Annotated in this window: 27 protein-coding genes and 2 tRNA genes; 14 read left to right on the top strand and 15 right to left on the bottom strand. The window is 67.4% G+C overall.

The features are described 5' to 3' along the window. Positions 1-11: 11 nt before the first annotated feature. A complete protein-coding gene (locus ACAM42_RS10140) occupies positions 12-2465 on the bottom strand; it encodes a UvrD-helicase domain-containing protein (RefSeq protein WP_369631927.1) in 2454 nt (817 codons plus the stop codon). A 247-nt stretch (positions 2466-2712) separates the two neighbouring features. Here ACAM42_RS10140 and ACAM42_RS10135 point away from each other — a divergent pair, with 247 nt between their 5' ends. Both ACAM42_RS10135 and ACAM42_RS10130 read left to right on the top strand, forming a co-directional pair. After that, complete coding sequence (locus ACAM42_RS10135) at positions 2713-3318, top strand: OmpW family protein (RefSeq protein WP_369632751.1); 606 nt, start codon at positions 2713-2715, stop codon at positions 3316-3318. Positions 3319-3538: 220 nt separating this feature from the next. After that, complete coding sequence (locus ACAM42_RS10130) at positions 3539-4516, top strand: GMP reductase (protein ID WP_101492602.1); 978 nt, start codon at positions 3539-3541, stop codon at positions 4514-4516. A 35-nt stretch (positions 4517-4551) separates the two neighbouring features. Here the strand turns inward: ACAM42_RS10130 and ACAM42_RS10125 are convergent, their stop codons facing one another. Continuing rightward, the gene (locus tag ACAM42_RS10125) at positions 4552-5418 is read right to left on the bottom strand and encodes an alpha/beta hydrolase (protein WP_369631926.1); all 867 of its coding nucleotides are present in this window, start codon (positions 5416-5418) and stop codon (positions 4552-4554) included. Positions 5419-5506: 88 nt separating this feature from the next. On the opposite strand from ACAM42_RS10125, the gene ACAM42_RS10120 reads away from it, so the two are divergent. Continuing rightward, positions 5507-5582, top strand: a tRNA-Ala gene (locus tag ACAM42_RS10120). Between the two features lie 75 nt (positions 5583-5657). On the opposite strand, the gene ACAM42_RS10115 is transcribed toward ACAM42_RS10120, so the two are convergent. Next, positions 5658-6365 carry an SDR family NAD(P)-dependent oxidoreductase gene (locus ACAM42_RS10115; RefSeq protein ID WP_095946812.1) on the bottom strand — a complete coding sequence of 236 codons (708 nt, stop codon included), beginning with the start codon at positions 6363-6365 and terminating at the stop codon, positions 5658-5660. Between the two features lie 151 nt (positions 6366-6516). On the opposite strand from ACAM42_RS10115, the gene ACAM42_RS10110 reads away from it, so the two are divergent. Next, positions 6517-6592: transfer RNA gene (locus ACAM42_RS10110), tRNA-Lys, on the top strand. A gap of 124 nt (positions 6593-6716) precedes the next feature. After that, entirely contained in the window at positions 6717-7001 is a 285-nt protein-coding gene (locus ACAM42_RS10105; protein ID WP_062468955.1) for a hypothetical protein, read from the top strand. A gap of 5 nt (positions 7002-7006) precedes the next feature. On the opposite strand, the gene ACAM42_RS10100 is transcribed toward ACAM42_RS10105, so the two are convergent. Beyond that, positions 7007-8008 (bottom strand): alpha/beta hydrolase, encoded by a 1002-nt coding sequence (locus tag ACAM42_RS10100; protein ID WP_369631925.1) that lies wholly within the window; start codon positions 8006-8008, stop codon positions 7007-7009. A 90-nt stretch (positions 8009-8098) separates the two neighbouring features. Between ACAM42_RS10100 and ACAM42_RS10095 the strand changes: the two genes are divergently transcribed. After that, entirely contained in the window at positions 8099-9151 is a 1053-nt protein-coding gene (locus ACAM42_RS10095) for a DUF2272 domain-containing protein (RefSeq protein ID WP_369631924.1), read from the top strand. 40 nt (positions 9152-9191) lie between these two features. Here the strand turns inward: ACAM42_RS10095 and ACAM42_RS10090 are convergent, their stop codons facing one another. From ACAM42_RS10090 to ACAM42_RS10075, 4 genes are all read right to left on the bottom strand, one after another. Continuing rightward, a complete protein-coding gene (locus ACAM42_RS10090) occupies positions 9192-9446 on the bottom strand; it encodes a DUF3297 family protein (RefSeq protein ID WP_062468964.1) in 255 nt (84 codons plus the stop codon). Positions 9447-9511: 65 nt separating this feature from the next. Then, complete coding sequence (locus tag ACAM42_RS10085; RefSeq protein WP_369631923.1) at positions 9512-9976, bottom strand: ribonuclease HI family protein; 465 nt, start codon at positions 9974-9976, stop codon at positions 9512-9514. Positions 9977-10013: 37 nt separating this feature from the next. After that, complete coding sequence (locus ACAM42_RS10080; protein ID WP_369631922.1) at positions 10014-10484, bottom strand: DUF4124 domain-containing protein; 471 nt, start codon at positions 10482-10484, stop codon at positions 10014-10016. 106 nt (positions 10485-10590) lie between these two features. Continuing rightward, positions 10591-11559: a LysR family transcriptional regulator gene (locus ACAM42_RS10075; protein WP_369631921.1), complete on the bottom strand. Its 969-nt coding sequence runs from the start codon at positions 11557-11559 to the stop codon at positions 10591-10593. A 108-nt stretch (positions 11560-11667) separates the two neighbouring features. Here ACAM42_RS10075 and ACAM42_RS10070 point away from each other — a divergent pair, with 108 nt between their 5' ends. From ACAM42_RS10070 to ACAM42_RS10050, 5 genes are all read left to right on the top strand, one after another. Beyond that, the gene (locus tag ACAM42_RS10070; protein ID WP_369631920.1) at positions 11668-12744 is read left to right on the top strand and encodes a Rieske 2Fe-2S domain-containing protein; all 1077 of its coding nucleotides are present in this window, start codon (positions 11668-11670) and stop codon (positions 12742-12744) included. 3 nt (positions 12745-12747) lie between these two features. Continuing rightward, positions 12748-13698 (top strand): 2Fe-2S iron-sulfur cluster-binding protein, encoded by a 951-nt coding sequence (locus ACAM42_RS10065; RefSeq protein WP_369631919.1) that lies wholly within the window; start codon positions 12748-12750, stop codon positions 13696-13698. 48 nt (positions 13699-13746) lie between these two features. Next, entirely contained in the window at positions 13747-14718 is a 972-nt protein-coding gene (locus ACAM42_RS10060; protein ID WP_369631918.1) for a Bug family tripartite tricarboxylate transporter substrate binding protein, read from the top strand. 180 nt (positions 14719-14898) lie between these two features. Beyond that, positions 14899-15849, top strand: a complete 951-nt coding sequence (locus tag ACAM42_RS10055) for a hypothetical protein (protein ID WP_369631917.1) — start codon at positions 14899-14901, stop codon at positions 15847-15849. A gap of 178 nt (positions 15850-16027) precedes the next feature. Beyond that, complete coding sequence (locus tag ACAM42_RS10050) at positions 16028-16411, top strand: GFA family protein (RefSeq protein WP_369631916.1); 384 nt, start codon at positions 16028-16030, stop codon at positions 16409-16411. A gap of 379 nt (positions 16412-16790) precedes the next feature. Here ACAM42_RS10050 and ACAM42_RS10045 read toward each other — a convergent pair whose 3' ends face one another. The 6 genes from ACAM42_RS10045 to ACAM42_RS10020 all read right to left on the bottom strand — a co-directional run bounded on the left by ACAM42_RS10045 (position 16791) and on the right by ACAM42_RS10020 (position 21000). Next, positions 16791-17210, bottom strand: coding sequence for a hypothetical protein (locus tag ACAM42_RS10045; RefSeq protein ID WP_369631915.1), 420 nt, complete (start codon positions 17208-17210; stop codon positions 16791-16793). A 44-nt stretch (positions 17211-17254) separates the two neighbouring features. Further along, entirely contained in the window at positions 17255-18148 is an 894-nt protein-coding gene (locus ACAM42_RS10040; protein WP_095744248.1) for a DMT family transporter, read from the bottom strand. 111 nt (positions 18149-18259) lie between these two features. Further along, a complete protein-coding gene (locus tag ACAM42_RS10035) occupies positions 18260-19420 on the bottom strand; it encodes an ABC transporter substrate-binding protein (protein ID WP_369631914.1) in 1161 nt (386 codons plus the stop codon). A 41-nt stretch (positions 19421-19461) separates the two neighbouring features. After that, on the bottom strand, positions 19462-20040 hold the full coding sequence (locus tag ACAM42_RS10030) for a dihydrofolate reductase family protein (protein WP_369631913.1): 579 nt from the start codon (positions 20038-20040) through the stop codon (positions 19462-19464). A 31-nt stretch (positions 20041-20071) separates the two neighbouring features. Next, positions 20072-20446, bottom strand: coding sequence for a hypothetical protein (locus ACAM42_RS10025; protein ID WP_369631912.1), 375 nt, complete (start codon positions 20444-20446; stop codon positions 20072-20074). After that, positions 20443-21000, bottom strand: coding sequence for a hypothetical protein (locus ACAM42_RS10020; protein ID WP_369631911.1), 558 nt, complete (start codon positions 20998-21000; stop codon positions 20443-20445). The genes ACAM42_RS10025 and ACAM42_RS10020 overlap by 4 nt, the downstream gene beginning before the upstream one ends. Positions 21001-21303: 303 nt before the next feature. Between ACAM42_RS10020 and ACAM42_RS10015 the strand changes: the two genes are divergently transcribed. Continuing rightward, entirely contained in the window at positions 21304-21591 is a 288-nt protein-coding gene (locus ACAM42_RS10015; protein WP_369631910.1) for a helix-turn-helix domain-containing protein, read from the top strand. Between the two features lie 4 nt (positions 21592-21595). Here ACAM42_RS10015 and ACAM42_RS10010 read toward each other — a convergent pair whose 3' ends face one another. Further along, positions 21596-21868, bottom strand: coding sequence for a hypothetical protein (locus ACAM42_RS10010; protein ID WP_369631909.1), 273 nt, complete (start codon positions 21866-21868; stop codon positions 21596-21598). A gap of 353 nt (positions 21869-22221) precedes the next feature. Between ACAM42_RS10010 and ACAM42_RS10005 the strand changes: the two genes are divergently transcribed. Continuing rightward, the gene (locus ACAM42_RS10005) at positions 22222-23208 is read left to right on the top strand and encodes a LysR substrate-binding domain-containing protein (RefSeq protein WP_369631908.1); all 987 of its coding nucleotides are present in this window, start codon (positions 22222-22224) and stop codon (positions 23206-23208) included. Positions 23209-23212: 4 nt separating this feature from the next. Beyond that, on the top strand, positions 23213-23677 hold the full coding sequence (locus ACAM42_RS10000) for an N-acetyltransferase family protein (protein ID WP_369631907.1): 465 nt from the start codon (positions 23213-23215) through the stop codon (positions 23675-23677). Positions 23678-23679 lie beyond the last annotated feature (2 nt).

Raw genomic sequence — 23679 nt, 5'->3', positions numbered from 1 at the left:
GACCACCGGCCTCAGACCGGCGTGAGCTTCGCCACCGACAGCGCCAGCCACTTCACCCCGTGGCGCGCGAACTTCACCTGTGCCCGCGCATCGTCGCCGGTGCCTTCGAGCGCGGTCACCGTGCCCTCGCCGAACTTGTTGTGGAACACCTGCATGCCTGAGCGCAGGCCGTGCGACGGCGCGGTCTTCTGCGGCGGCACGGGCGGGCTGGCGAAGGTGTCCTTGCTCGCGCTGCCACCGCCTCCGCCGTAACGGTTGCCGCCGCCTCCCCCACCACCGTAGCCACCGGCACCGCCGCGCGTGCTGCCGTAGCCGCCGCCATAACCGAAGGCCGAAGGCGCAAAGCCCTGGTTCTTCGGCGTGAGCCACTTGAGTGCGCCTTCCGGCAGCTCGTCGAAGAAGCGGCTCTTGACGTTGTAGCGGGTCTGGCCGTGCAGCATGCGCGTCTGCGAATGGCTCAGGTACAGGCGCTTGCGGGCGCGCGTGATCGCCACGTACATCAGGCGCCGTTCTTCCTCGAGGCTCTCGAAATCGCTCATCGAGTTCTCGTGCGGGAACAGGCCCTCTTCCATGCCGGTGATGAACACGCAATCGAACTCCAGGCCCTTGGCGGCGTGCACGGTCATGAGCTGCACCGCGTCCTGGCCGGCCTGTGCCTGGTTGTCGCCCGACTCGAGGGCCGCATGCGTCAGGAAGGCCGCGAGCGGGCTCAGCGTTTCGCCGGTTTCGGCGTCGGGCGCCAGCGGCTCGTCGAGCACCGGCCGGCTGGGGTCGAGCCCCTGGCTGGCAGGCGACTGGCGCAGCTCGTCGACCGGCAGCGCCACGGCGTCGCGGCCGAAGCCTTCCTGCGTGACGAAGCTCTCGGCCGCGTTCACGAGTTCGTCCAAGTTCTCGATGCGGTCGGCGCCTTCGCGGTCGGCCTTGTAGTGTTCGACAAGGCCGCTGTGGTCGAGCACCAGCTCGATGATCTCGCGCAGGCTCACGCCCTGGGTCTGCTCGCGCAGCACGTCGATCTTGGCGACGAAGGCCGTGAGGTTCGAGCCGGCCTTGCCGCCGACCGCGCTCACCGCGTCGTGCAGCGAGCGCCCGGCGGCGCGCGCCGCGTCCTGCAGGCTTTCGAGCGTGCGTGCGCCGATGCCGCGCGGCGGAAAGTTGACGACGCGCAGGAAGCTGGTGTCGTCGTCCTTGTTCTCGAGCAGGCGCAGGTAGGCCAGCGCGTGCTTGATTTCGGCGCGTTCGAAGAAGCGCAGGCCGCCGTACACGCGGTACGGTACCGAGGCGTTGAACAACGCCGTTTCAATCACCCGGCTCTGCGCATTGCTGCGGTAGAGCACGGCCATTTCCTTGCGGTCGAAGCCGTCGCGCGCCAGCTGGCGCATTTCCTCGACCATCCACTGCGCCTCGGCGAGGTCGGTGGGCGATTCGTACACGCGCACCGGCTCGCCTGGCCCCTGGTCAGTGCGCAGGTTCTTGCCCAGGCGCTTCTTGTTGTGGCTGATGAGCTCGTTGGCCGAATCGAGGATGTTGCTGTAACTGCGGTAGTTCTGCTCCAGGACGATCTGGCGGCGCACGTCGAACTCGCGCACGAAGTCGGTCATGTTGCCCACGCGCGCGCCGCGGAAGGCGTAGATGCTCTGGTCGTCGTCGCCCACGGCGATCACGCTGTTGTGCTCGCCCGGCGTGAAGTGGCCGCCGGCCGCCGTGTGGCCCGCGAGCATCTTCAGCCACGCGTACTGCAAGCGGTTGGTGTCCTGGAACTCGTCGACCAGGATGTGGCGGAAGCGCCGCTGGTAGTGCTCGCGCACGGGCTCGTTGTCGCGCAGCAGCTCGTAGCTGCGCAGCATCAGCTCGCCGAAGTCGACCACGCCTTCGCGCTGGCACTGCTCTTCGTACAGCTGGTAGAGCTCGACCTTCTTGCGGTCGTCGTCGCTGCGGGCCTCGATGTCGCCGGGGCGCAGGCCGTCTTCCTTGGCGCCGGCGATGAACCACTGGGTCTGCTTGGCCGGAAAGCGCTCGTCGTCGACGTTGAACTGCTTCATCAGGCGCTTGATGGCCGAGAGCTGGTCTTGTGTGTCGAGGATCTGGAAGGTCGAGGGCAGGTTGGCCAGCTTCCAGTGCGCGCGCAGCAGGCGGTTGCACAGGCCGTGGAAGGTGCCGATCCACATGCCGCGCACGTTCACCGGCAGCATCGCGGTCAGCCGCGTCATCATTTCCTTGGCCGCCTTGTTGGTGAAGGTGACGGCCAGAATGCCGCCGGCGGACACCTGCCCCGTCTGCAGCAGCCAGGCGATGCGGGTGGTGAGCACCCGCGTCTTGCCGGAGCCGGCACCGGCGAGGATGAGGGCATTGCCCGCGGGCAGCGTGACGGCAGCAAGCTGCTCGGCGTTGAGGTTGTTCAGCAACGGCGAGGCAGGGCCGCCCGTATCGGCTGCGGACGCGCCGGAAAACAGGTCGTGAGGGAGCATGGGCTCCATTGTAGAAAGCTGCCCCGCCCAGGGCCTCGCCGAGCGCGCTTGCCCCTGCGGGCATGACCTGGATCAAGGCAGGGCCCGCTGGCCTGGGCAGGCCTGCCGCGCTTGCGGCAGATCAAGCGGCACGGCGCTGTCCGACGGGAGACTGCCTTCCAGTTGCCGGCCCTGCGCGCCGGCCGTCACTGGAGAACACATGCCCAAGAAATTCGCCCCCGCCTGCCTCGCCGCCCTGCTCGGCGCCATGGTCGCCCTGCCGGCCGCAGCGCAGGACACTCAGGGCAACTGGCTGGTGCGCGCCCGCGCCGTGTACCTGAAGCCGGCGAACCACTCGGCCCCGGTGGCCGACCTGTCGATTCCGGCCGACGCCATCACGGTCAACAGCAAGACCATTCCCGAGCTGGACGTCACCTACTTCTTCACGCCGAACATCGCCGCCGAACTGGTGCTGACGGTGCCGCAGAAGCAGACGGTCACCGTGCAGCAGAGCGCACTGGGCGGGCCCGTGGACATCGGCAGCTTCAAGCACCTGCCGCCCTCGCTGATGCTGCAGTACCACTTCATGCCCACCGCGAAGATCCGGCCCTACATCGGCGCGGGCCTGAACTACACGCGACTGAGCAGCGTCAACCTGCAGGTGCCGACGGTCGGGCGCCTGCAGCTGCAGAACGAGAGCTTCGGCCTCGCGCTGGGCGCCGGCGTCGACATCGAGGTGGCGAAGAACACCTACCTCAACCTCGACGTGAAGAAGCTGCGCATCCGCAGCGCCGTGAACATGAACGGCGTGCAGCTGTCGACCGTGAAGGTCGACCCGTGGCTGTTCGGCGTGGGCATCGGCTACCGGTTCTGACGAAGAACCGCACCACGGTCGTCGGGTATACGCAGCAACCCATAGGGTCAATACGGCCCGGCAACTTGCGCATCACCGCCATGGCCGTAAAATCAATCACCGGGCCCAAGTTTCTTGCGTCCGGTTTTTTTTGGCCGTCATTTCCATGACGCGACCACGAGAACCGGCCGGACCAAGCGCTCATTCGTTCCACTCAACGATTCCTTTCTGGAGCCTGGTCATGCAAATCTTCGATTACGACAACATCCTTCTGCTGCCGCGCAAATGCCGCGTGGAAAGCCGCTCGGAATGCGACGCCAGCGTCACGCTGGGCGAACGCACCTTCCGCCTGCCGGTGGTGCCTGCCAACATGAAAACGGTGGTCGACGAGTCGATCTGCCTGTGGCTCGCGCAGAACGGTTACTTCTACGTGATGCACCGCTTCGACCTGGACAACATCCAGTTCGTGAAAGACATGCAGGGCAAGGGCGTGTTCGCCTCGATCTCGCTGGGCGTGAAGAAGCCCGACTACGACACGGTCGACCAGATGGTGGCCCAGGGCCTCGTGCCCGAATACATCACGATCGACATCGCGCACGGCCATGCCGACAGCGTGAAGAACATGATCGGCTACCTCAAGGCCAAGCTGCCGAAGTCGTTCGTGATCGCCGGCAACGTCGGCACGCCCGAAGCCGTGATCGACCTGGAGAACTGGGGCGCCGACGCCACCAAGGTCGGCATCGGCCCAGGCAAGGTCTGCATCACCAAGCTCAAGACCGGCTTCGGCACGGGCGGCTGGCAGCTGTCGGCGCTCAAGTGGTGCGCGCGCGTGGCCACCAAGCCGATCATTGCCGACGGCGGCATCCGCGACCACGGCGACATCGCCAAGAGCATCCGCTTCGGCGCGTCGATGGTCATGATCGGCTCGCTGTTCGCGGGCCACGAAGAATCGCCAGGCAAGACGGTCGACGTCGACGGCGCGCTCTTCAAGGAGTACTACGGCTCGGCCAGCGACTTCAACAAGGGCGAGTACAAGCACGTCGAAGGCAAGCGCATCCTCGAGCCCATCAAGGGCAAGCTGGCCGACACGCTGGTCGAGATGGAGCAGGACGTGCAGAGCTCGATCAGCTACGCGGGCGGCCGCACGCTGATGGACATCCGCAAGGTCAACTACGTCACGCTGGGCGGCGACAACGCCGGCGAACACCTGCTGATGTGAGCGCGACGGGCGGCCCTCCGCCCGTCTCTTTTCTTTCAGGCCTCGAGCAGCTGCACTGCGTAGCGGTGCAGCGCATGCGCCGGATCGGCCAGCGCATCGACCACGCCGAAGTGGTCGAGCCCTGGCAGCACCTCGCACACCGGCACGGTGTGGCGGCCCCAGGCCTCGCGGATCATCGCGTTGTGGCGGATGAACTCCGCGCTCTCGTTGCCCCCCACCGCCGCATAGAGCTGGCCGCGCGCCGGCGCGGGCCACAGCGCCGGGCTCGCGCGCCGCGCGTCGGCATCGGTGAGCTTCAGCGTGTGCTCGAGGAAGGGCGTGCGCTGCAGCGGCCGCAGGTCGAACAGGCCCGAGACCGACAGCGCATTGCGCACCAGCTGCGCCGGCAGATCGGGCGCCACCGCCTTCCAGTCGCAGGCCAGCAGCGCCGCCGCCATGTGGCCGCCCGCGGAATGCCCGGCGACGGTGATGCGCGACGGGTCGCCGCCATGCGCCGCCACATGGCGCCAGGTCCATTCCAGCGCCCGCACCATCTGCAGCAGGATGCCCGGCACCGTCACCGGCTGGTCGACCGAGCCCGGGCACAGCGCGTAGTTGGGCTGCACCACGCAGATGCCGCGGTCGTGGAACGCGGGACTGATGAACGAGTGGTCCTTCTTGTCCATCGCGCGCCAGTAGCCGCCGTGGATGAAGACCAGCACCGGCGCATCGGGCACGGGCGCCGGGAAGACGTCGAGCGTTTCGTTCGGGCCGGTGCCGTAGGGCACGTCGATGCGGCACGGCAGCGTGTCGCGCGCCGCGGCGGAATCGCGCCCCCAGCGCGCGAAGTACGCGGGGTGGTCCTTCACCCGCGCCAGGTTGTTGTACATGCCTTCCAGCCAGGCGGGGTCGTGCGCTTCCATGCGGTGTTTGCTCCATGTTTTTCCGGGGCGCATCTTGGCACGGCCGCGTGCATGGAAATGCGCGGCTGGATAAAATGTGGGCTGTGTTGGGGGGGTAGCTCAGCTGGGAGAGCGCCGCGTTCGCAATGCGGAGGTCGGGAGTTCGATCCTCCTCCTCTCCACCAACCGACCCAGCAAAAAGGCCTTGGCAATCGCCAAGGCCTTTTTCATTTGCAGCTGTGCGCTGCGGCCGGGAAATATCAGGCGTCGAGCGTCAGGTGCTGGCCGTGCAGCGCCGCGGCGCCGGGCGATGCCAGGAAGCCGATGGTCTGCGCCGCGACCGAGGTGGAAACCCACTCGGCCGGGTTCGCATCGGGCATCGCCTGGCGGTTGGCCGGCGTGTCGAGCACGCTGGGCGCGACGCTGTTGATGTTCACGCCGTGCGGCGCGGCCTCGGCCGCCATCGATTCCACCAGCCGCTGCAGCGCGCTCTTCGACGCGATGTACGCCGCCATCGCCGGCAGGCCGCGCGCAGCCACCTTGGCCGTCACCGCGACGATGCGGCCCGCGCGGCGCTCGATCATCGAGGGCAGCACGGCCTGCGTCACGGCGACGAACGACCAGGCGTTGAGGTTCATCATCCGGTCCCAGCTCGCACGCGTGAGTGCGTGCGTCGCCTCGCCCATCTCGAAGCCGCCGGCAATGTGCACCAGCGCATCGACGCGGCCGAAGGCCTGCAGCACCTGGCCGGTGAGCGCCGCCATGTCGGGCGCCGAGGTCACATCGCCGGCCAGCAGCAGGTGCTGCGAGTTGTCCAGGCCCGGAAAGACTTCGGCCAGGCGACCGGCGTGGTGATCGACCAGCGCGAGCCGCGCGCCCTGGTCAAGAAAGTGCTGGGCCACGGCCCGGCCCAGCGCGCCCGCGGCGCCGGTGATCAGGACATGGGGGGTGTTGCTTGCATCGCTCATCGAAATTTCTCCTCTGACAGGGATGGGGTCGGGCCCCGACGGTCGCGCATCCTAACGCTCTCGTACAAATGTGCAGAAAAATTTTGAAGTCCCAAAAAGATTGGTATATACTCGTGGTCTTGCCAGAAAACACTAACGGTTTTCAAAGCAAGGGCTCTTAGCTCAGTTGGTAGAGCAGCGGACTCTTAATCCGTAGGTCGAGTGTTCGAGTCACTCAGGGCCCACCAACCAACATCGCGGCAACGCTGGAAAGCCTGCTACCCACAAGGTAGCAGGCTTTTTTCATGGTGCGTTCACTTGTACGTTTGATCGCGCCGACGCGACCCTTCGCAAGCCTCTCCCCGACATCCCGTGAAGAAATCCAAACCCGCGCCATCGCCGAAATCCTTCGACCTCAAGCAGCACTGGCATTGGGGCCGCGGCATGCGCCAGTTGCGCATCGCCGACTTCCTGAAAGACGGCCGCCTGCTGGTCCCCGGCGACCTCACGGGCGAAGGTCCTGCCACCGACGACGGCACCGGTGCGCTGCGCACCGTGGGCGGCGTGCAGGTCGGCAGCGCCGACTATGAAACCGGCCTGATGTGGGTCGGCCGCAAGCTGCGCGAAGGCGACCTGCCGAGCAAGCCCCAGGGCTGACCTAGCTACGGCGCCATGACGCGCCGCAAGAACTGCAGCGAGCGCTCCAGCGCCAGCCGCCCCGGCGCATCGTCGAGGTTGAACTGGTACTCGTGCGGCAACGCCGGCGTTTGATCGGCGGGGAAGAACAGGCTGTCGACCTGCACGCCCTTCGCCGCCAATGTTTCGGCCATCGACCGCGACTGCCCTTCGAGCGGATCGCCGTTGCCCGCGGTGATGAACGACGGCGGAAAAGCCTCGGTCACATAACGGCGCACCGACGCGGTCTCGAAGGCCGGCGCGTTCTGGAAATCCTTGCTGCCGCTGTACGACCAGAACACGGTCCGCAGGAAGCCGCCGAAGGCACCGTCGAGTTTGGCCTGCGCCGCGTCGTAGGCCCCGCAGTGCAGCAGCAAACCACGCAGCTGCTCGCGCGCGATGACGGGCGTGAGACCGACGGCCTTCGCGTAACCCGGCACGGCCACGGCGTTCGCAACCTGCGCGACGATGTGCGCGCCCGCCGAGTCGCCGGCCAGCACGAGCCGCGCGGGGTCCACGCCCAGCCGCGCCGCCTCGCGCACCAGATAACCCAGCGCCGTGTTCACCTGCCGCACCGGCACCGGATAGCCCTGGCCCGGCGCGATCGAATAGCCGACGGCCACCACGGTGAAGCCCTGCCCCGCCAGCACGCGCGCGTAGTTCGCCACGTCGCGCCGGTGGCCCGAGACCCAGGCGCCGCCGTGCACCCACACGATGGTGGGCAAGGGCTGGGCGCCCGCCGAGGCCGGACGGAACACGTCGAGGTAGGCATCCGGATCGGCCTCGTCGTAGTGCTGATCGAGCACCGCCGCGATGCCGGGCGGCACGTGCTTCTGCAGCGACTGCGACGCGGCGTCCGAGCCCTTGCCGAAGGCGTAGCGGATCATCAGCACCGAAGGCCACGGGCTCCACTGGAACGCGGCATAGCCCACGACGACGAGGCCGGCGATGAGGCCGAGGATCCGCAGCAGGATGGTCTTGAGCTTCACGGTGGAGCGCCTGCGCCGGACGGCCCGGCGCTTCAGGGAGCGCCCTGCATTCTGCTTGCCACGGGCAGTGCCCCGCTATGCTCGCCTCACATGCCGCCACCGCCCGTCATCGCGCCCTCCTCCGCGCTCACACAGCCGCTGCGCCACGCCGCGCGCACGCTGTGCGCAGCCCTGACGTTCGCGGCGGCGCCCACCTTCGCATCGGCCGCGTCCGGCTGCCTTGCCACGGCCTCCTACATTCCGCCGCCGCCCCGTGCCCTCGCGATGGCCGCGCTGGCCCGACAAGAGCACGTTGCCTTCGGCAGCCAGACGATGGACGCCGAAGGCCGACTCACCGAGTCTGGCTATTCAGAAGCAGAAGACACGCGCTATCCGATAGACGCGCTGCCCGCATGGCAACGCGTGCTGCGCTACTGGCGCGCGGTCGATCCGGCGAGCGAGCGGTTGCCCTCGCTCGTTCGCTTCGGTGCCCCGCACGCGGCCGACCGCACGCGGTTGACCGACGCGTTGAACCAGGCGAGCGCCGCGCGCCTGCAAGGCCTGGGCGTCGGCCCCGGCCAGGGGCTGGACGCGTCGGACCAGCGCGCCCTCGAAGTGGCCCTGCAGCGCGTCGCGGTGATCGACACGCCGTGGTCCGCCGCGTTCATCAGCTGGGTCGCGCGCGAGGCCGGGCTCGGTGCCAACGAGTTCGTCTTTTCCGAGGCCCACGTCGACTACGCCGGCGCCGCGTGGCAGGCCGGCATCGACGAGGCGGCGGGCCGCGCGACACCGCAAGCCCTGCGCGCCTGCGACCTGATGCGCACGCCGCCGCGCCCGGGCGACCTGGTCTGCCATGCACGCGGCCCGCGCGGTGCCGCGCTCGACGGCTTCGGCAAGATCGGCGAGTGGCTCGCCGGGCGCCCCACGGGTGGCGCACCGTTGCCGATGCACTGCGATGTGGTGGTGGGTGTGGACGGTGCGGGCTTCGATGCCGTGGGTGGCAACGTGCTGCAGTCGGTCACCTTGCGGCGCCTGGCCTTTGCGCCCGGCACGCGGCTGCTGGACCCGAGCTACCTGCCCGAAGGCTGCACGGCGGGCGGCAACGCATGCGTCGATCACCACATGAGCCGCCAGCCGTGGTCGCTGCTGCTGCAGTGGCGCTGAAAGAAAAACAGGAACGGTGGGGGTGTGTGCCCCCGGGCTGTCAGTCGCGGTAGTACACCTCGACAGCGCCCTTGAGCTTGATCAGCAGCGGATAGCCCTTGCGGTCCAGCGTGCGGCCGGCGGGCACCTTGATCCAGCCTTCGCTGATGCAATATTCCTCGACGTCCAGGCGGTCCTTGCCGTTGAAGCGGATGCCGATCGGGTGCTCGAACACGGCGGGAATGTGGTGCGGGCTGCGCGGATCGGTCGAGAGATGGTCGGGCAGCGTGGGCTTGGAGGTGGCTTCTTCGGTCATGGGGAAACGGGTGTCTGAATCGACCCGAATGATAGAACCTGCCGCATGCCCCTTCGCGGGCGCCGCTAGCGCCGCTTCTTCCAGGCCTTGGGCGACGGCTTCGGCCCGAAGCCCAGCGCGGCCCGCGCGAGCGCGTCGGCCTCGGCGTTGCGGTGGCGCGGAATCCATTGCACGCGCGCCTCGTCGAAGCCCTGCAGCAGCGTGCGCGCCTCCTCGAACAGCGGCGCCATGCGCACGATCGGCCGCACGTCGGCAGCGCCGCTCAACTGTTCGACCAGCGTGCTGTTGTCGCTGAAGGCCTGCACCGCCGTGGCGCCGCGCGCCTGCAGTTCGCGCAGCGCGAGCGTGAGCGCCCACAGCTCGGCCTCGTTGTTGCAGCCCGTGGTGTGCGTGGCCTGCGAGAAGGTGTGGCGGGTGCCGTCGGGCTGCGTGATAACGACGCCGACGCCCATGCGCCCGGGGTTCGGCATGGCGCTGCCGTCGCAGTGGACGACCCACGGAGGAAGGCGCTCGGGCGCGGCAACGGTCATGAAGAAGCAGGAAGCAGAGGAAGAAGAACGAACGCGCTCAGCAGTTGCTGCGCTTGATGCCCGCGAGATTGCACGGCCGCTGGCCGGGTGGCGGCCCCGGGTCGCGCGGCGGACGCGGCGGCCGGGGGTGATACCCCGGTCGCGGCGGGCCGTAGTACGGATCGCCGCCCCAGATGTAGGTCGGCCCCGGGTCGGCCGCGGGCGCCTCGCCCACCGGGTAGCGCGGAATGATGGCCGGCCCCGAGGGCGCGGGCTGCGGCGGGGGCGCGGACGGTGCCGCGTACTCCGGCCGGCGCGGCGTGTCTTCCTCGCTGGAGGCACGCGGCGGCGCAGGCGGCGGCTCGTCGATGCGCAGCTGCCGCGACTGCCTGGTGCCCGGCGGGCAGGCGCCGTCGGTGTAGACGATGCGCCCGTCGGCGTCGGTGCAACGCACCACCTCCGCCTGCGCGGCCGGAGCGGCCACGACAAGCCAGAGCAGCGAAACGAAAAGAAAGGTGGGCGAGCGCATGGAGACGCCCTTTGTAACAGTGCGCGGCCGCTCGAACAAGCGGGCACGGAGAAACGGGTGGGGGATGAGGTTCGCAGCAGAGGGAAAGTCGATGCCGGCCGGCGCGTCAACGCGACTTGGCTCGCGCACTTTTCCTGGCCGGAGGCTCGGCCTGCGTGGTGATGCGCGGGTAGTGCTCGAAGGTATGTTTCATCACATCGCGCAGCCAGACCACGGCAGGGTCGTGGTGAAAGCGCGGATGCCAGTGCTGGTTGAGTTGAAACTGGGGCACGGGCACCGGCGGCTCGAACATGCGCACCGTGCCCATGCGGGCGAAGACCTCCGCCAGTTCGCGCGGCACGGTCGCGAGCAGATCGGCGTGCCGGTCCATCAGGAGCGGAACCATCAGGAAGTGGGGCGTCATCACGGCCACGGTGCGGCGGATGCCCTGGTCTTCCAGCACCTTGTCGTAGCTCTCCGCCGAGTGGCCGGTGAGCGAGACCACGATGTGCCGCATCGCCTCGAAGCGCTCGCGCGTGAGGGTGGCGCCGATGTCCTTGTTCCGCGCGCTGGCGATGGTCACGAAGGAGTGCAGGAACAGGCGCTGATGAAACAGCCCCTCGGGCGCCGCACGGATGGACCCCACCGCCAGGTCGGCCTCGCCTGACGCAAGCAGCCCTTCGACCTGCTCGAGCGGCACCTGCAGCGTGCGCAGCGAGCACCCGGGCGCCTCCTTCTTGAAGCGCTCGAGCAGCGGCGGCAGGAACACCAGTTCGCCCATGTCGGTCATGCACAGGGTGAAGGTGCGTCGCGCCAGCGCGGGCTCGAACCGGGCGCCCGCCAGGATCTGCTGGCGCACGGTGGTCATCACCTCCACCACCGCAGCGCGCATGCCCTCGGCCTTGCGCGTGGGCTCCATGCGGCTGCCGACCTTGACGAACAAGGGGTCGTCGAAGAAAGCACGCAGCCGGTTGAGCGCATGGCTCATCGCGCTCTGCGTCAGCCCGAGGCCCTGCGCGGCCTTCGTGACACTGGCCTCGCGAAACATCGCGTCGAAGACCGTCAGCAAATTCAGGTCGAGGTTTTCCGCATGCATGCTGTGCATTCTAGGAATGACTGAAATGACATTGATACATGGGAACCCTCGTCCTACGCTCTGCCCATGCCGTGACCCGAACGCGGCGAACAACAAAGGAGACGCCCCATGTTCATCAAAAACACCTGGTACGTGGCTGCCTGGGACAACGAGCTCACGCCGCAGGGCCTGTTCGCCCGCACCATCATCGGCGTGCCCGTTCTCATGTACCGCAAGGACGACGGCGAGATCGTCGCCATGGAAGACCGCTGCTGCCACCGCGGTGCGCCCCTGTCGGTGGGACGGCGAGAAGGCGACTGCGTGCGCTGCATGTACCACGGCCTGAAGTTCGACGCCTCGGGCCAGTGCATCGAGGCGCCGGCCCAGAAGCGCATTCCCATCCAGGCCAGGGTGCGCACCTTCCCGGTGGTGCAACGCCACCGCTGGGTCTGGATCTGGATGGGCGCCCCCGACAAGGCCGACCCGGCGCTGATCCCCGACACGCCATGGCTGGACGACCCGCACTGGCGCAGCCTGGACGGCTACATCCACTACGACGTCAACTACCTGCTGATCTGCGACAACCTGCTGGACTTCTCCCACCTGCCCTTCGTGCATCCGACCACGCTGGGAGGCAGTGCGGACTACGCCGCCGCCCAGCCCAAGGTCGAACGCATCGACAACGGCGTGCGCATCACCCGGTGGGCCCTCGACACCGAGCCGCCGCCGTTCGCCCAGGCTGTCAAGGACTGGGGCAGCAGGGTCGATCGATGGAACATCTACAACTTCACCATCCCGGCCATCCTGCTGATGGACTCCGGCATGGCGCCCACCGGCCAGGGCGCTGCCGAAGGCAACCGCGACGGTGCGATCGAATTTCGTGGCTGCCAGGCCATCACGCCCGAGACGGAAAACTCCACCCACTACTTCTTCGCGCATCCCCACAACTTCGCCATCGACCAACCCGAAGTCACGCACTCGATCCACCAGGCCGTGGTGGATGCCTTCGACGAAGACCGCGACATCATCACCGCGCAGCAAAAGAGCCTGGCGCTGGCACCCGACTTCAAGATGATGGCCTTCGGCATCGACGCCGCGCTGAACCAGTTCCGCTGGATGGTCTCGCGTCGGCTGGAAGAAGAGGCGCTCGAAGAAGCCGCGGCCCGCCCTGCCTCCACAGCAGCGCCCGAACCCGTCAAGGCCTGAGCCATGAAGCTCCTCGTCACCCGCCTCACGCAAGAGGCGCAGGATGTGCTCGGCTTGGAATTGCGTGCGCAGAACGGCACCGCGCTGCCGCCCTTCACCTCGGGCGCCCATGTGGACCTGCTGCTGCCCGGCGACATCCGCCGCCAGTACTCGCTGGCCAACTCGCCGCTGGAGCGCCACCGCTACGTGCTCGGTGTGGGCCTGGCGCCAGCTTCGCGCGGCGGCTCGGCCTTCGTTCACCAGCGCCTTGCCGTGGGCGATGTGCTCGAGGTGGGCGCGCCGCGCGCCCTGTTCGGCATCGACCCGGCCGCCACCGAGCATCTGTTCGTGGCCGGGGGCATCGGCATCACGCCCATCCTGAGCATGATCCTCTGGTGCGAGGCCAACGCCAGGCCCTGGAAGCTGTTGTACTGCGTGCGCACGCGGGCCCGTGCCGCCTATGCGTGGACGCTGGCGCGCCACCATGACCGCGTGCAGCTGCACGTGGACCAGGAAGCGGCGGGCACGCCACCCGACCTGGCGGGCTGGCTGGCCGGTGCGGCCCCGGGCGCCCACCTCTACTGCTGCGGCCCCGAAGGGCTGATGAACGCGGTCGGCGCGGCCGCAGGCGTTGTCGGCATCGACAAGGCGGCCACCCATTTCGAACGCTTCGCACCACCGGAACCCGCCACGCCCGCAGCGCCGGCCGGCGCCTTCACCGTGGTGCTGCATCGCAGCGGTCAGAGGATCGAGGTCGCACCGCGGCAGAGCCTGCTCGATGCACTGGAAGACGCCAACGTCAGCATTCCCTTCTCGTGCCGCGAAGGCATGTGTCGCAGCTGCGAGGTGCCGCTGCTCGAGGGCGAGGCGGATCACCGCGACTTCGTGCTCAGCGACGAGGAGCGCGACAGCCACACCTGCATCCTGCCCTGCGTGTCCCGCGCACGCAGCGCCGTGCTCGTCCTCGACCTCTGACGTTCCCCCCACAACACCAACAACCCAACCCCACCACTGGAGACAACCATGTTCAAGAAAATGACTGCCGCATGCGCAGCGATCACCCTGGCGCTGCCCATCGCCGCGCAGGAGAGCTACCCCTCGCGGCCGATCCGCCTCGTCGTGCCCTACGCCGCCGGCGGCGCGACCGACTTCGTGGCGCGCACCCTGGGCGATCGCCTGTCGAAATCGATGGGGCAGCCGGTGGTGGTGGACAACAAGGCGGGTGCGGCAGGCGCCATCGGCGCCGGCGAAGTCGGCCGCGCCAAGCCCGACGGCTACACGCTGCTGATGACCATCACCGATTCGCAGATCAACAACACGGCGCTGTTCAAGACCCTGGCCTACGACCCGCAGAAGGACTTCGTCGGCGTCACGCAGGTGGTGCGCAGCCCGGCGCTGATTTCCACGCACCCCGGCACCGGCATCAAGAGCATCGAAGACCTGAAGGCCAAGGTGGCCAAGGGCGGCGCGAAACTGAGCTACGGGTCCTGGGGCGTCGGCGGGCTGGGCCACCTGGCCGGCGAGAGCCTCAACCGCGGACTGAGTGCCGGCATGGTGCATGTGCCGCAGCGCGGCGAAGGGCCGGTGGTGACCGACCTGCTGTCGGGCACCATCGACGTCGGCCTGTCGTCGGTGCCCAGTGCGATGCAGCATGTGCCAACGGGCAAGGTCGTGCCGCTGGCCGTGCTGGGACGACAGCGCTCCACCACGCTCCCGCAGGTTCCGACCATGAACGAGCTGGGCTTCAAGGACCCGCTCTACGACACCAACGTCTGGATCGGGCTGCTGGCACCGGCGAAGACGCCACAGCCCATCGTCGACAAGCTGGCCCGTGAAGTGCGCGCCATCGTCGGCTCGCCCGACGTCAGCCAGCTGTTCGTGGGCCGGGGCTTCGAGGTGATGAACAGCACGCCCGAGCAGTTCGCGGTGTCGTACAAGGAGGAGTTCAACGTGATCACCAGGCGGATGCGCGAGCTGGGCGTCGAGGCGCAATGAGGCAGGTGGCCACCCGGACCGTCATGCAAGGACGACCGATGCATCTGCCGTGCGCCGACCGCCAGTGACTGCGTGGCCGGCCGCATCAGGCGTTCCCTAGGCGACAGGCGCGGCGCGGAGACTTTGCCATCATCGCGAACTCGACTGGCGCCCGCCGCCGGCTACACGGAGCCCTCCCTCATGACCTCGCCTTTCACCACCACCGCCCTGGGCCTGTGCGGCCCGCTGCGCCAGCCGCGCCAGATGCTGGCCGACCAGACCTACGACGACCACAAATCGATCCACGACGACGCGACGGCGGAAACGCTGGGCCTGCGCGCCGGGCCGATCGAAGGGCCGACGCACTTCAGCCAGTTCGATCCCCTGCTGTTCCATGTGTTCGGACCGGCCTGGTTCGAGACCGGCTGCATCAGCGCCCACTACCAGAACATGGTGGTCGAGGGCGAGTCGGTGCGCGCCTTTGTCGACCTGCCCGCGCCTGGCGCCACCTTCGTGCGCCTGCGCGCCGAGAAGGTCGACGGCACGCCGGTGCTGACCGGCACCGCGTCCGTGGGCGATGCCGCTCAACACCCGCACGAACTGCCGCAGCGCATCGCCAAGCTGCGCCCGCCGCAGGGCCTGGTCATCAACCGCGACCTGCGCGTGGGCCAGCGCGGCGCCGTCGTCGAGAAGATCCGCATGGGCTTCGACCAGCACATGGGCGACCACTACCCCTTCACGCTCGCCGACAAGCTCAAGGTCATCACCGAGCCCTGCGACTGGTACACGGCCGAAGGCGGCAAACGCTCGCCGTGGGGGCGGGCCATCATCCCGACCGAGATGATCAGCGTGCTGCTCGGGTCCACCAGCGCCGAGGCGCAACTGAGTGGCCGCAAGCCGGCCGTGGGCCTGTTCGCCGGACAGGAAATCCGCCTCATCAAGGGCCCGCTCTTCGTCGACCAGGACTACGAACTGGAGCGCGAGATCATCGCGCTGAGCGAAAGCGCGCGCACCGAGTCCGTGTGGGTGCGCACCAAGGTCTACGAGATGCCGTCGCGCACGCTCGTGGCCGAGATGATCCTCAATGGCGCGACGATGAAGGCGTCGTACCCCCACTACGAAGCCGAGGCCAAGGAGCTGGGGCTGGCCTGAGCGGCGGTTGGCGCAGCTGCGTCGAGCGCCGTCGGTCGAGGGGGCAGAATCCCCTCTTTTTTCCGGGTGCCGTATGCCAGCTGTACTTGAAGGGGGTTGCCTCTGCGGCAAGGTCCGATTCAGCACGACCCAGCCGCCGCTGCGCACGTTCGCGTGCCATTGCACGTTCTGCCAGCGCATGACCGGCACGTCCTTCTACGCCGAGTCGCTTTTTCCGATGGACGCCGTGCAGTTCAACGAAGGCGAACTGCGGCAGTACGTGCACCGATCGGACGGCAGCCACAAGCAGGTCTTCGTTCATTTCTGCCCCTCGTGCGGCACGACGATGGGCCTGACCTTCGAGCGTTGGCCCGATGTGCGCGCCATCTCGCGCGGGTGCTACGACGATCCCAACGCGGTCGAACTCACGAGCCACATCTGGACCCGCTCCGCCCAAAGCGGCGTGGCCTTGCCGGCCGACGTGGATTGCTTTGCCAAGGCGCGGGCCACGCTCGATGGCCAGCCGGAAGTGGCCTCGCGGCATGAGGCGCCCGTATTGGCTCGACAAGACGGCGGGGCCTGAACTCTCGCTTCAGCCGGCCATCAGCGGCCATTCGCCCGACGACGGCGAAGCACGACCCCCAGGTAGTAGACCGAGGCGCCCGTGAAGAGGCCTGCGACCACGGACCAGACGGCGCCCCCGCCGATCAGATTGGCGCCGTCGGGCGCGATACAGCTGGATGCGGATACTTCAATGCAGTCCCTGTGCCTGTAGTACCGCTCATAGAACGCCCACCAGAAGAACCCCGCCGCCGCGGCGCATGCGACGAAGAGGATGGCGGGCCGGGTGATTGGAAGAGGCTCTGTGGTCATGGGCTTGGATCGCTAAGCCGGGCAGCGTGGGAGCATCGCGGCGCACGATGCGAATAAGCGGCTATCCGATGCACCTCACGACGGGACGTTCAGCGCGGTCGCGACGCCACACGGAGCGCCTCTTCCCTGATGTACGAAGAGGCCGCCGTGTTCGCCAGATCGTGCAGCGTCTGCAGCAATGAAACGCCGCCGATCTCTGTCGTGCCGGCGTTCAGGATGCGCCCGACCATGGCGATGCCGAGTTCGCTGGGCTGTCGCGCGAGGGAGCGAAGAAGCTCCGGCTGGTAGTTGGGCAAGCTCTCCAATCCGTGAACGATGGTCCACATGACCCCGTAGCCGTCTTCCTCGGGGTAGCGCTCGAAAACGCTCAGCATTTCGGGCATGGCTTGCTCCGGACTGCCCGCCCGCCAGAGTTCATCCAGAAGCGAGTCCAGGTGGCGCCAGCTGCCGTCCTCCGGAGGTTCGAAGTTGGCGATGTCGTGGGCGATCTCGGAAGTGGTTCGAGGCATTGGAAGTCTTGTGCACGTGGCTGCTTCTGGCCGACTCTAGCGGCTCAGGCGGCCTTCTGCTTTTTCTGTACGGACCTCGGCGCCTCGCTTCGCGCCAGCCACAGTCCGCTCGCAACGATCAACGCCCCGCCGCCCAGCGTCCATGCATCGGGTGCGGCCTGCCAGAACACCCAGTCCATCACGAGCGCCCACGCGAGCGCGCTGTATTCGAAGGGCGCAATCGCCGCGGCCTGGCCGTGACGGAAGGCCTCGGCGATAGCCAGCTGACCCAGGAAGCCGCTGAGGGCCAGGCCCGCCAGCGCCCACGCGTGCTCGGCCTGCAGCGGCACCCATTGCGGCGCCGCGAGCAGGCTGCCACCGACGGCCATGCCCGCCGTGGTCCAGAAGACCAGCGCGGCGCTCGGCTCGGTGCGGCTGATGAGCCGGCCCAGCATGTTCGACAGCGCATAGCAGACGGCGGCCACCAGGATCGCCAGCGCGCCCGTCGAAAGGAAGGCCCCCTGCTCGGGCCGCAGCGCGACCACCACGCCGACGAAGCCCAGCCCGATGGCGATCCAGTGCCGCGGCTGCACCGATTCGCCCAGCATCGGCACGGCGATGAGCACCATCAGCAACGGCGCGATGAACGTGAGCGTGTAGGCCTCGGCCAGGCCCAGGGTCTTCAGGCCGTGGACGAAGAGCACCAGCATCGTCATGTTCAGCGCGGTGCGCAGCAGGTGCAGGCGCCAGCGCAGCCGGCGGTTGAAAACGCCGGCCGCCTCGCGCCGCCACGCGATGTACAGGCACACCAGCGGCAGCGCCGTGAGACCGCGCAGCGCCATCACCTGCACCGGCGGGTAGTGCCCGGCCAGGGTCTTGAGCAGCGCGTCCATGCAGGCGAAGAAGGCGCAGGCCAACAGCATCGCGGCGATGCCGCGCAGGGTTCCGGTCGGGTGCATGGTCAGGCTGTGGTCTCGCGGCGGTGGCCGGGACGGACGGGGTTTGTTCTTGAACGCCGAGCATAGGCGCTGCGAGCGTCGAGGGCTTGGCCTGATGCCGCCGGCCCCTGCCTATCGACACTCGTTCCAGTACCCGTCCGGATTCGCCTCCAGCGGCGTGGCGACCCGCTTGAGCGACACGCGCCCCTGCGCGTCCTTCGCGACCACGAAGATGTGCCCGTCCTGCACCGGGAAACCGTTGCGCAGAAACTTGAAGCCGCTGCGCACCGACGAAAAGTCGGCCTCGCTGAGTGCGTTGCGCAAGGCACCGCGATCGGCGACGGAGCCCTTCGTCTCCTTCAGCGCACTGTCGATCAGGAGCGCCGCATCGAAACCTTGCGCGGCGTATTGCGAGGGGATGCGCCCGTGCTTCTTCTCGAAGGCGGCAACGAAAGCCTTGCTCGTCGGGCTCGGCAGATCGGGGCCCCAGACCGCGCCGGCCAGCACATGGAGCGCAGCATCCTTGAGCAGCGGCAGCGTCGTGCCATCGACCGTGCCCATGGTCAGCAAGGGCACCTTGCTCAGCAGGCCCGAGCGGTTCATCTGCTGGATGAAGTTCACGCCCATGTCGCCCGGCAGGAACGCCACCACCGCATCGGGCGCCACGCGCTGGATCTGCGCCAGCGCCGCCGCGTAATCGACCTGGTCGGTCTTGACGTTGATTTCGCTCACCACCTCGCCCGAGTAGTAGCGCTTGAAGCCCCGCAGCTGGTCCTTGCCCGACGCGTTGTCGGGCGCAATGAACAGCGTCTTCCAGTAGCCCTTGTCGACGGCGTAGCGTCCCACGATCCCGGCCTGGTACTCGTCCTGGTACGAGGCGAAGACGAACCGGGTGTTGCACTGCTTGCCAGCGATCGGCGCAGGGCCGGCATTCGAGCCGACGAACAGCATGCCCGCCCGGGCCATCGGTTTGGCCATGGCCATCATCACGTCGGAGAAGGTCACGCCCGTGATGAAGCTCACCTTGTCCTTCTCGATCAGGCTCTGCACCAGCTGCGCCCCGCGCTCGGGGTTGTGCTGGTCGTCTTCCTTGAGGACCGCCACGAGAACACCGCCGAGCATGCCTTGGCGTTGCTCGACCGCCAGCATGAAGCCGTCGTACTGTTCCTGCCCGAGCGCAGCCCCGGGTCCGGAGAGCGTGCCGATGAAGCCGATTTTGACCTGCGCGGAAGCGGCCAATGCCGCGGCGCCCAAGGTGCAGGCCACGAGGGCCGTGCGGATGCGGTGGATCAAGATGTTCCTTGTGATTTCGCTCGCGATGTTTCGCGGTTCGACTACCCGGCCTTCAAAGGGCCGACGACCCTGTAGGCGCTGAGGAGGATGCCCGATGGCATTGCTTTCGTGGTGACAAGCTCGAAGGCGCGTGGTGGAGTGCCCTGTGCGAAGAAGCGCTTTCCCGCGCCCAGCAGCACCGGATAGACGAGCAGCACGACGTCATCCACCAGGCCGTGCTCGAGCAGCGTCGATGTCAGCGAGGAACTGCCCCAGAGGATCAGGTTCGGGCCCGCCTGCGACTTGATGCGGCGAACGCCCTCGACGACGTCCGGCCCCACGCTTTCGAACGGGCCCCATGCCAGGCTTTCGGGGCGGTGGGTCACGACATGCTTGGTCGCCGCATTCAGGCCGTCCGCCATCGCGCTGCTCGGCGCCTTCGGCCAGTAGTCCGACCACATGTCGTAGGTGCGACGCCCGAGCAGCAGGTCGAAACGCCCGCCATGCGCGGCGAGCACCTCATCCCGGCCGGCGGGGCTGCGGTAGGGCGCGGTCCAGTCCGCGTAGGGAAAACCGTCTTCGCCCGAGGTCTGGATCACGCCATCCAGCGAGATGTGCTCCATGATTTTCAGCGTTCTCATGCGGGTCTCCGTGCTTGGGGTGGGAGGGCGCTCAATGGGCCTGCGCATCAAAGTATGCCGGCCACGACAGCGGCGAAGCCTGGAGCCCTTCGGCCCCACGGAATGCAGACATGGCTTTCGCGCGTGAGCCGAAGTTCATCGTTGCCACGCCGAGGTTGAAGAACGTGTTCCGGTCGGTGGAGCCGAATTCGATCGCACGCTTCAGAGCGGATGCAGCCTCTTCGTGCTTGCCTTGATCGGAAAGCACTGCGCCCAAGCATGTCAGGGCAAGGACATTGCCAGGGGATTCAACGAGCGCCTTCGAGAGCAACGCTTGCGCAGAGGCAAGGTTCGCTTCCCATTTTTCGGGGTTGTTCCATGCTTCGTCGACAAGCGATCGACTGAGGGAGATGACGTCCAGGATCATGGGCTGTTCAGGCTTGCTGCGGCTCCATTAAGCCGCCAACGTTCTGACGCAATGGCTTCCGACGTTGGACAGATATGCGCGCTGAATGACTTCGCTGCGACAAGGGCGCCGGCTTCGTAGGTACACAACATCTCCGGCGTTCGAAGCCATTGCAGACGTCCATTCAGGAAATGACTGGTGGAGTCAGATGTCATGGGAGCCCGGCTGCCGTTGAAGCGAGACCACGAATACCGACAGCCGCTGTAACCAGTTGGTATGGCTTTTGGCATCGCGACCCATTCAATCTCACCGTCGATGCGAGTCTTTGTGTTCATGGCCGGAGCAGCCTCAGGGCACTGCTGAGCTGCTGCACGCGAGAAGCCCAACACACGGATGCCAACGAGGTCCTCAGAGCCCAGCTGCACCTCAGTTCCGACGGGGTATTTGAGGATCGAAAGAGAGCGGTAGTCCGGCTCACAAGCCGATCCCATCGCCGCTTCGACGAAGGTAAATTCTCTCGATACGGGAAGCGCCGCGTAGGCACTTTCCACGATCCGAACGCGCAGACCTGTCATCGTCGCCGCAGGCCGAAAGGGCCCAGCCTTTGTCGTGACGGACTCTTCTCCGAGAACGACTGCCCAGAATCTGTAGCGGCCCTTGAGACTCTCGAAGAATTCGGCTCGAAGGGTCGGGTCGCTGGGGGGCGAGCACGCGAAGGACGAAGCGCCGAAGGTCAGTAGCGTGCATGCGAAACCGAAAGAGATCGCTCGTGAGTGCATGGGTGGCCTTGATGCTCATGCAGGGGATTCAATGCCTGCGCCTGGCCGATGGTACCTACCCACGTCGGACGCCCCCCGGCAACCAGAGACAATCACCCCATGGCCCAAGGAAAACGAATTTCTTCCGACATCGGAGACGACGCGATCGAAGCGATCAAGGCGTTCGGTGCTGCTGCCAAGCTGGCGCGCACAACGGCTGGCGAGGGCCAGGCTGCCGCTGCCACGCGCCTAGGCGTTCATGTCCAGACGATCGCGCGGATCGAATCGGGGGAGCCGGGCGTTGCCATCGGGCACGTGCTCGGCATGCTGGCGCTCTACGGCATCTCGACGACGCTGCAACAGCGACAGCCGCAACCGCCGGTGGAGAACGGCGAGCGCCCCGCCTGAACCGTCAGCCCCGCTGGGCATCGCCCACGGCAGCACGCAGCGACTGCAGCGTGGTCTCCGCCGTTTCGATGCGCCGCTGCAGTTCTTCGTTGACCAGCCGCACCAGCGCGCCGAGTTCGGTGCGCGTCGGGTACACATCGTCGGTGTCGTTCACGTGTTGCGGCACGATGAGTTTCTCGATGCACGCATACGCGCGGCGCACCATGTGAAAGCTGTCGAGGTCATCGCAGGCCTGCAAGACGAGCGATTCGGCTGTGACGGAGGGGGCGAGAGCCATGCGTGGCCTCCAGGCAGTTCGGTTTGCAACAACCGTCGCACCCAACGCCAATTGAGGGCGGCAGCTCGAACAGGTTGGCGTACCGGGAACTGCTTGCGCAAACCGGCGAGCCTCGCGGCTCCCTGCTCGAGCCGCCAAAAAAAAGAGGCACGAACGACAAAGCCACAGAGTCTCTGCGGAGAAATCTGCGGCTTTCGTCGCAGCAGTTACACGGGACGCCAATCCCGGCCACGCCTGTTTTTGACGTGACGGCCGCAGTATAGCCACGCACCCCCACCCCCTTCGCAGCGCAAAACCGGGATGCCCCTACGACCCGTGCCCCCTCCCCCGATGCTGGAACAATGCGCCGATCTATGGATGGTCTCGATCTCATCAAAACGTTCCGCGAAGTCGCGTTCCGGCGCAGCTTCTCCCGCGCGGCTCTCTCGCTGGGCATGTCCAAGGCGACGGTCAGCCGCTATGTGGCCGAGCTCGAAGCGCGCAGCGGCGTGCGCCTGCTCAACCGCTCGACCCGCTCCCTGAGCCTCACCGACGCGGGCGAGGTGCTGTTGGAGCGCAGCACCGAGCTGGTGACGATGGCCGAGAACACGCTCAACGACCTGCAGGCGCACGGCTCGCACCCGCGCGGGCGCCTGCGCATGAGCGCGCCGCACGGCCTCATCGCAGGTTGGCTTTCGGACGTGATCGCGGAGTTCATCAAGCTCTATCCCGACGTGTACGTGAGCCTGAATTTCACCAACCACGACATCGACCTGATCGAGGAAGGCATCGACATCCACCTGACGGGCGGGCGCATCGACGACATGAACCTGATCGTGCGCCGGCTGGTGCGCTTCGACATGGTGGTGTGCGCGTCGCCCGCCTACTGGGCGCAGCGCGGCATTCCGCAGGTGCCCGAGGATATGGCCCGGCACGACGTGCTGAGCTATTCGCCGATGCCTACCACGCACCTGCCGTTCGAAACCGACGGCCAGCCGCACGACGTGGCGGTGCACAGCCGCATGGAGGCCAACGACGCTGTGGCGCTGATCGAGCTGGCGCTGCGCGGCGTGGGCGTGGCCTACGTGCCCGAGCCGCTGGCGCAGTCGCACCTGGAACGCGGCGCGCTGGTGCCGGTGCTGCGCGACCACATGCCGCACGAGCACTGGCTGTATGCCGCGTATTCGCAGCGCCGCCACAACAGCGCGGCGATGCGCGCGATGCTCGACTTTCTCGAGAAGTCGATGGGGCCGGTGCCCGAACCCATGCCCGCGGCGGTGCCGGTGGCGCTGCCGGCCTGTCCCGCCAACGCCGCCATCGCGGCAAGCAAAACCCTCGTACCCAACGGAAAGGCCCCCTGACCTCATGACCACGCCCGCGCTCCTGATCCGCCCGCCCACGCCCGACGACTTCGCCGCATGGAAGCCGCTCTGGGACGGCTACAACGCCTTCTACGGCCGCGAGGGCCCCACGGCCCTGCCCGAGGCAATCACGCAGGTCACGTGGCAGCGCTTCTTCGATCCGTACGAGCCGGTGCATGCGCTGGTGGCCGAGCGCGAGGGGCAGCTGGTGGGGCTGGTGCACTACCTGTTCCACCGCAGCACGACGCGCATCGAGCCCAACTGCTACCTGCAGGATCTGTTCACGCAATCGTCCGAACGCGGCCAGGGCGTGGGCCGGCAGTTGATCGAGGGCGTGTACGAACAGGTGCGACGCGCGGGTGCACACCGCGTGTACTGGCAGACGCACACGACCAACGCGGCCGGGCGCACGCTCTACGACAAGGTCGCGAAGCACGAGGGCTTCATCGTCTACGCGACGATGGTCTGACC

Source organism: Variovorax sp. V35, assembly GCF_041154465.1.
GTDB classification, from domain to species: Bacteria; Pseudomonadota; Gammaproteobacteria; order Burkholderiales; family Burkholderiaceae_C; genus Variovorax; species Variovorax boronicumulans.
Note: the sequence above shows the minus strand (reverse complement) of the source record. Positions and strands in the feature narration are given on the sequence as shown.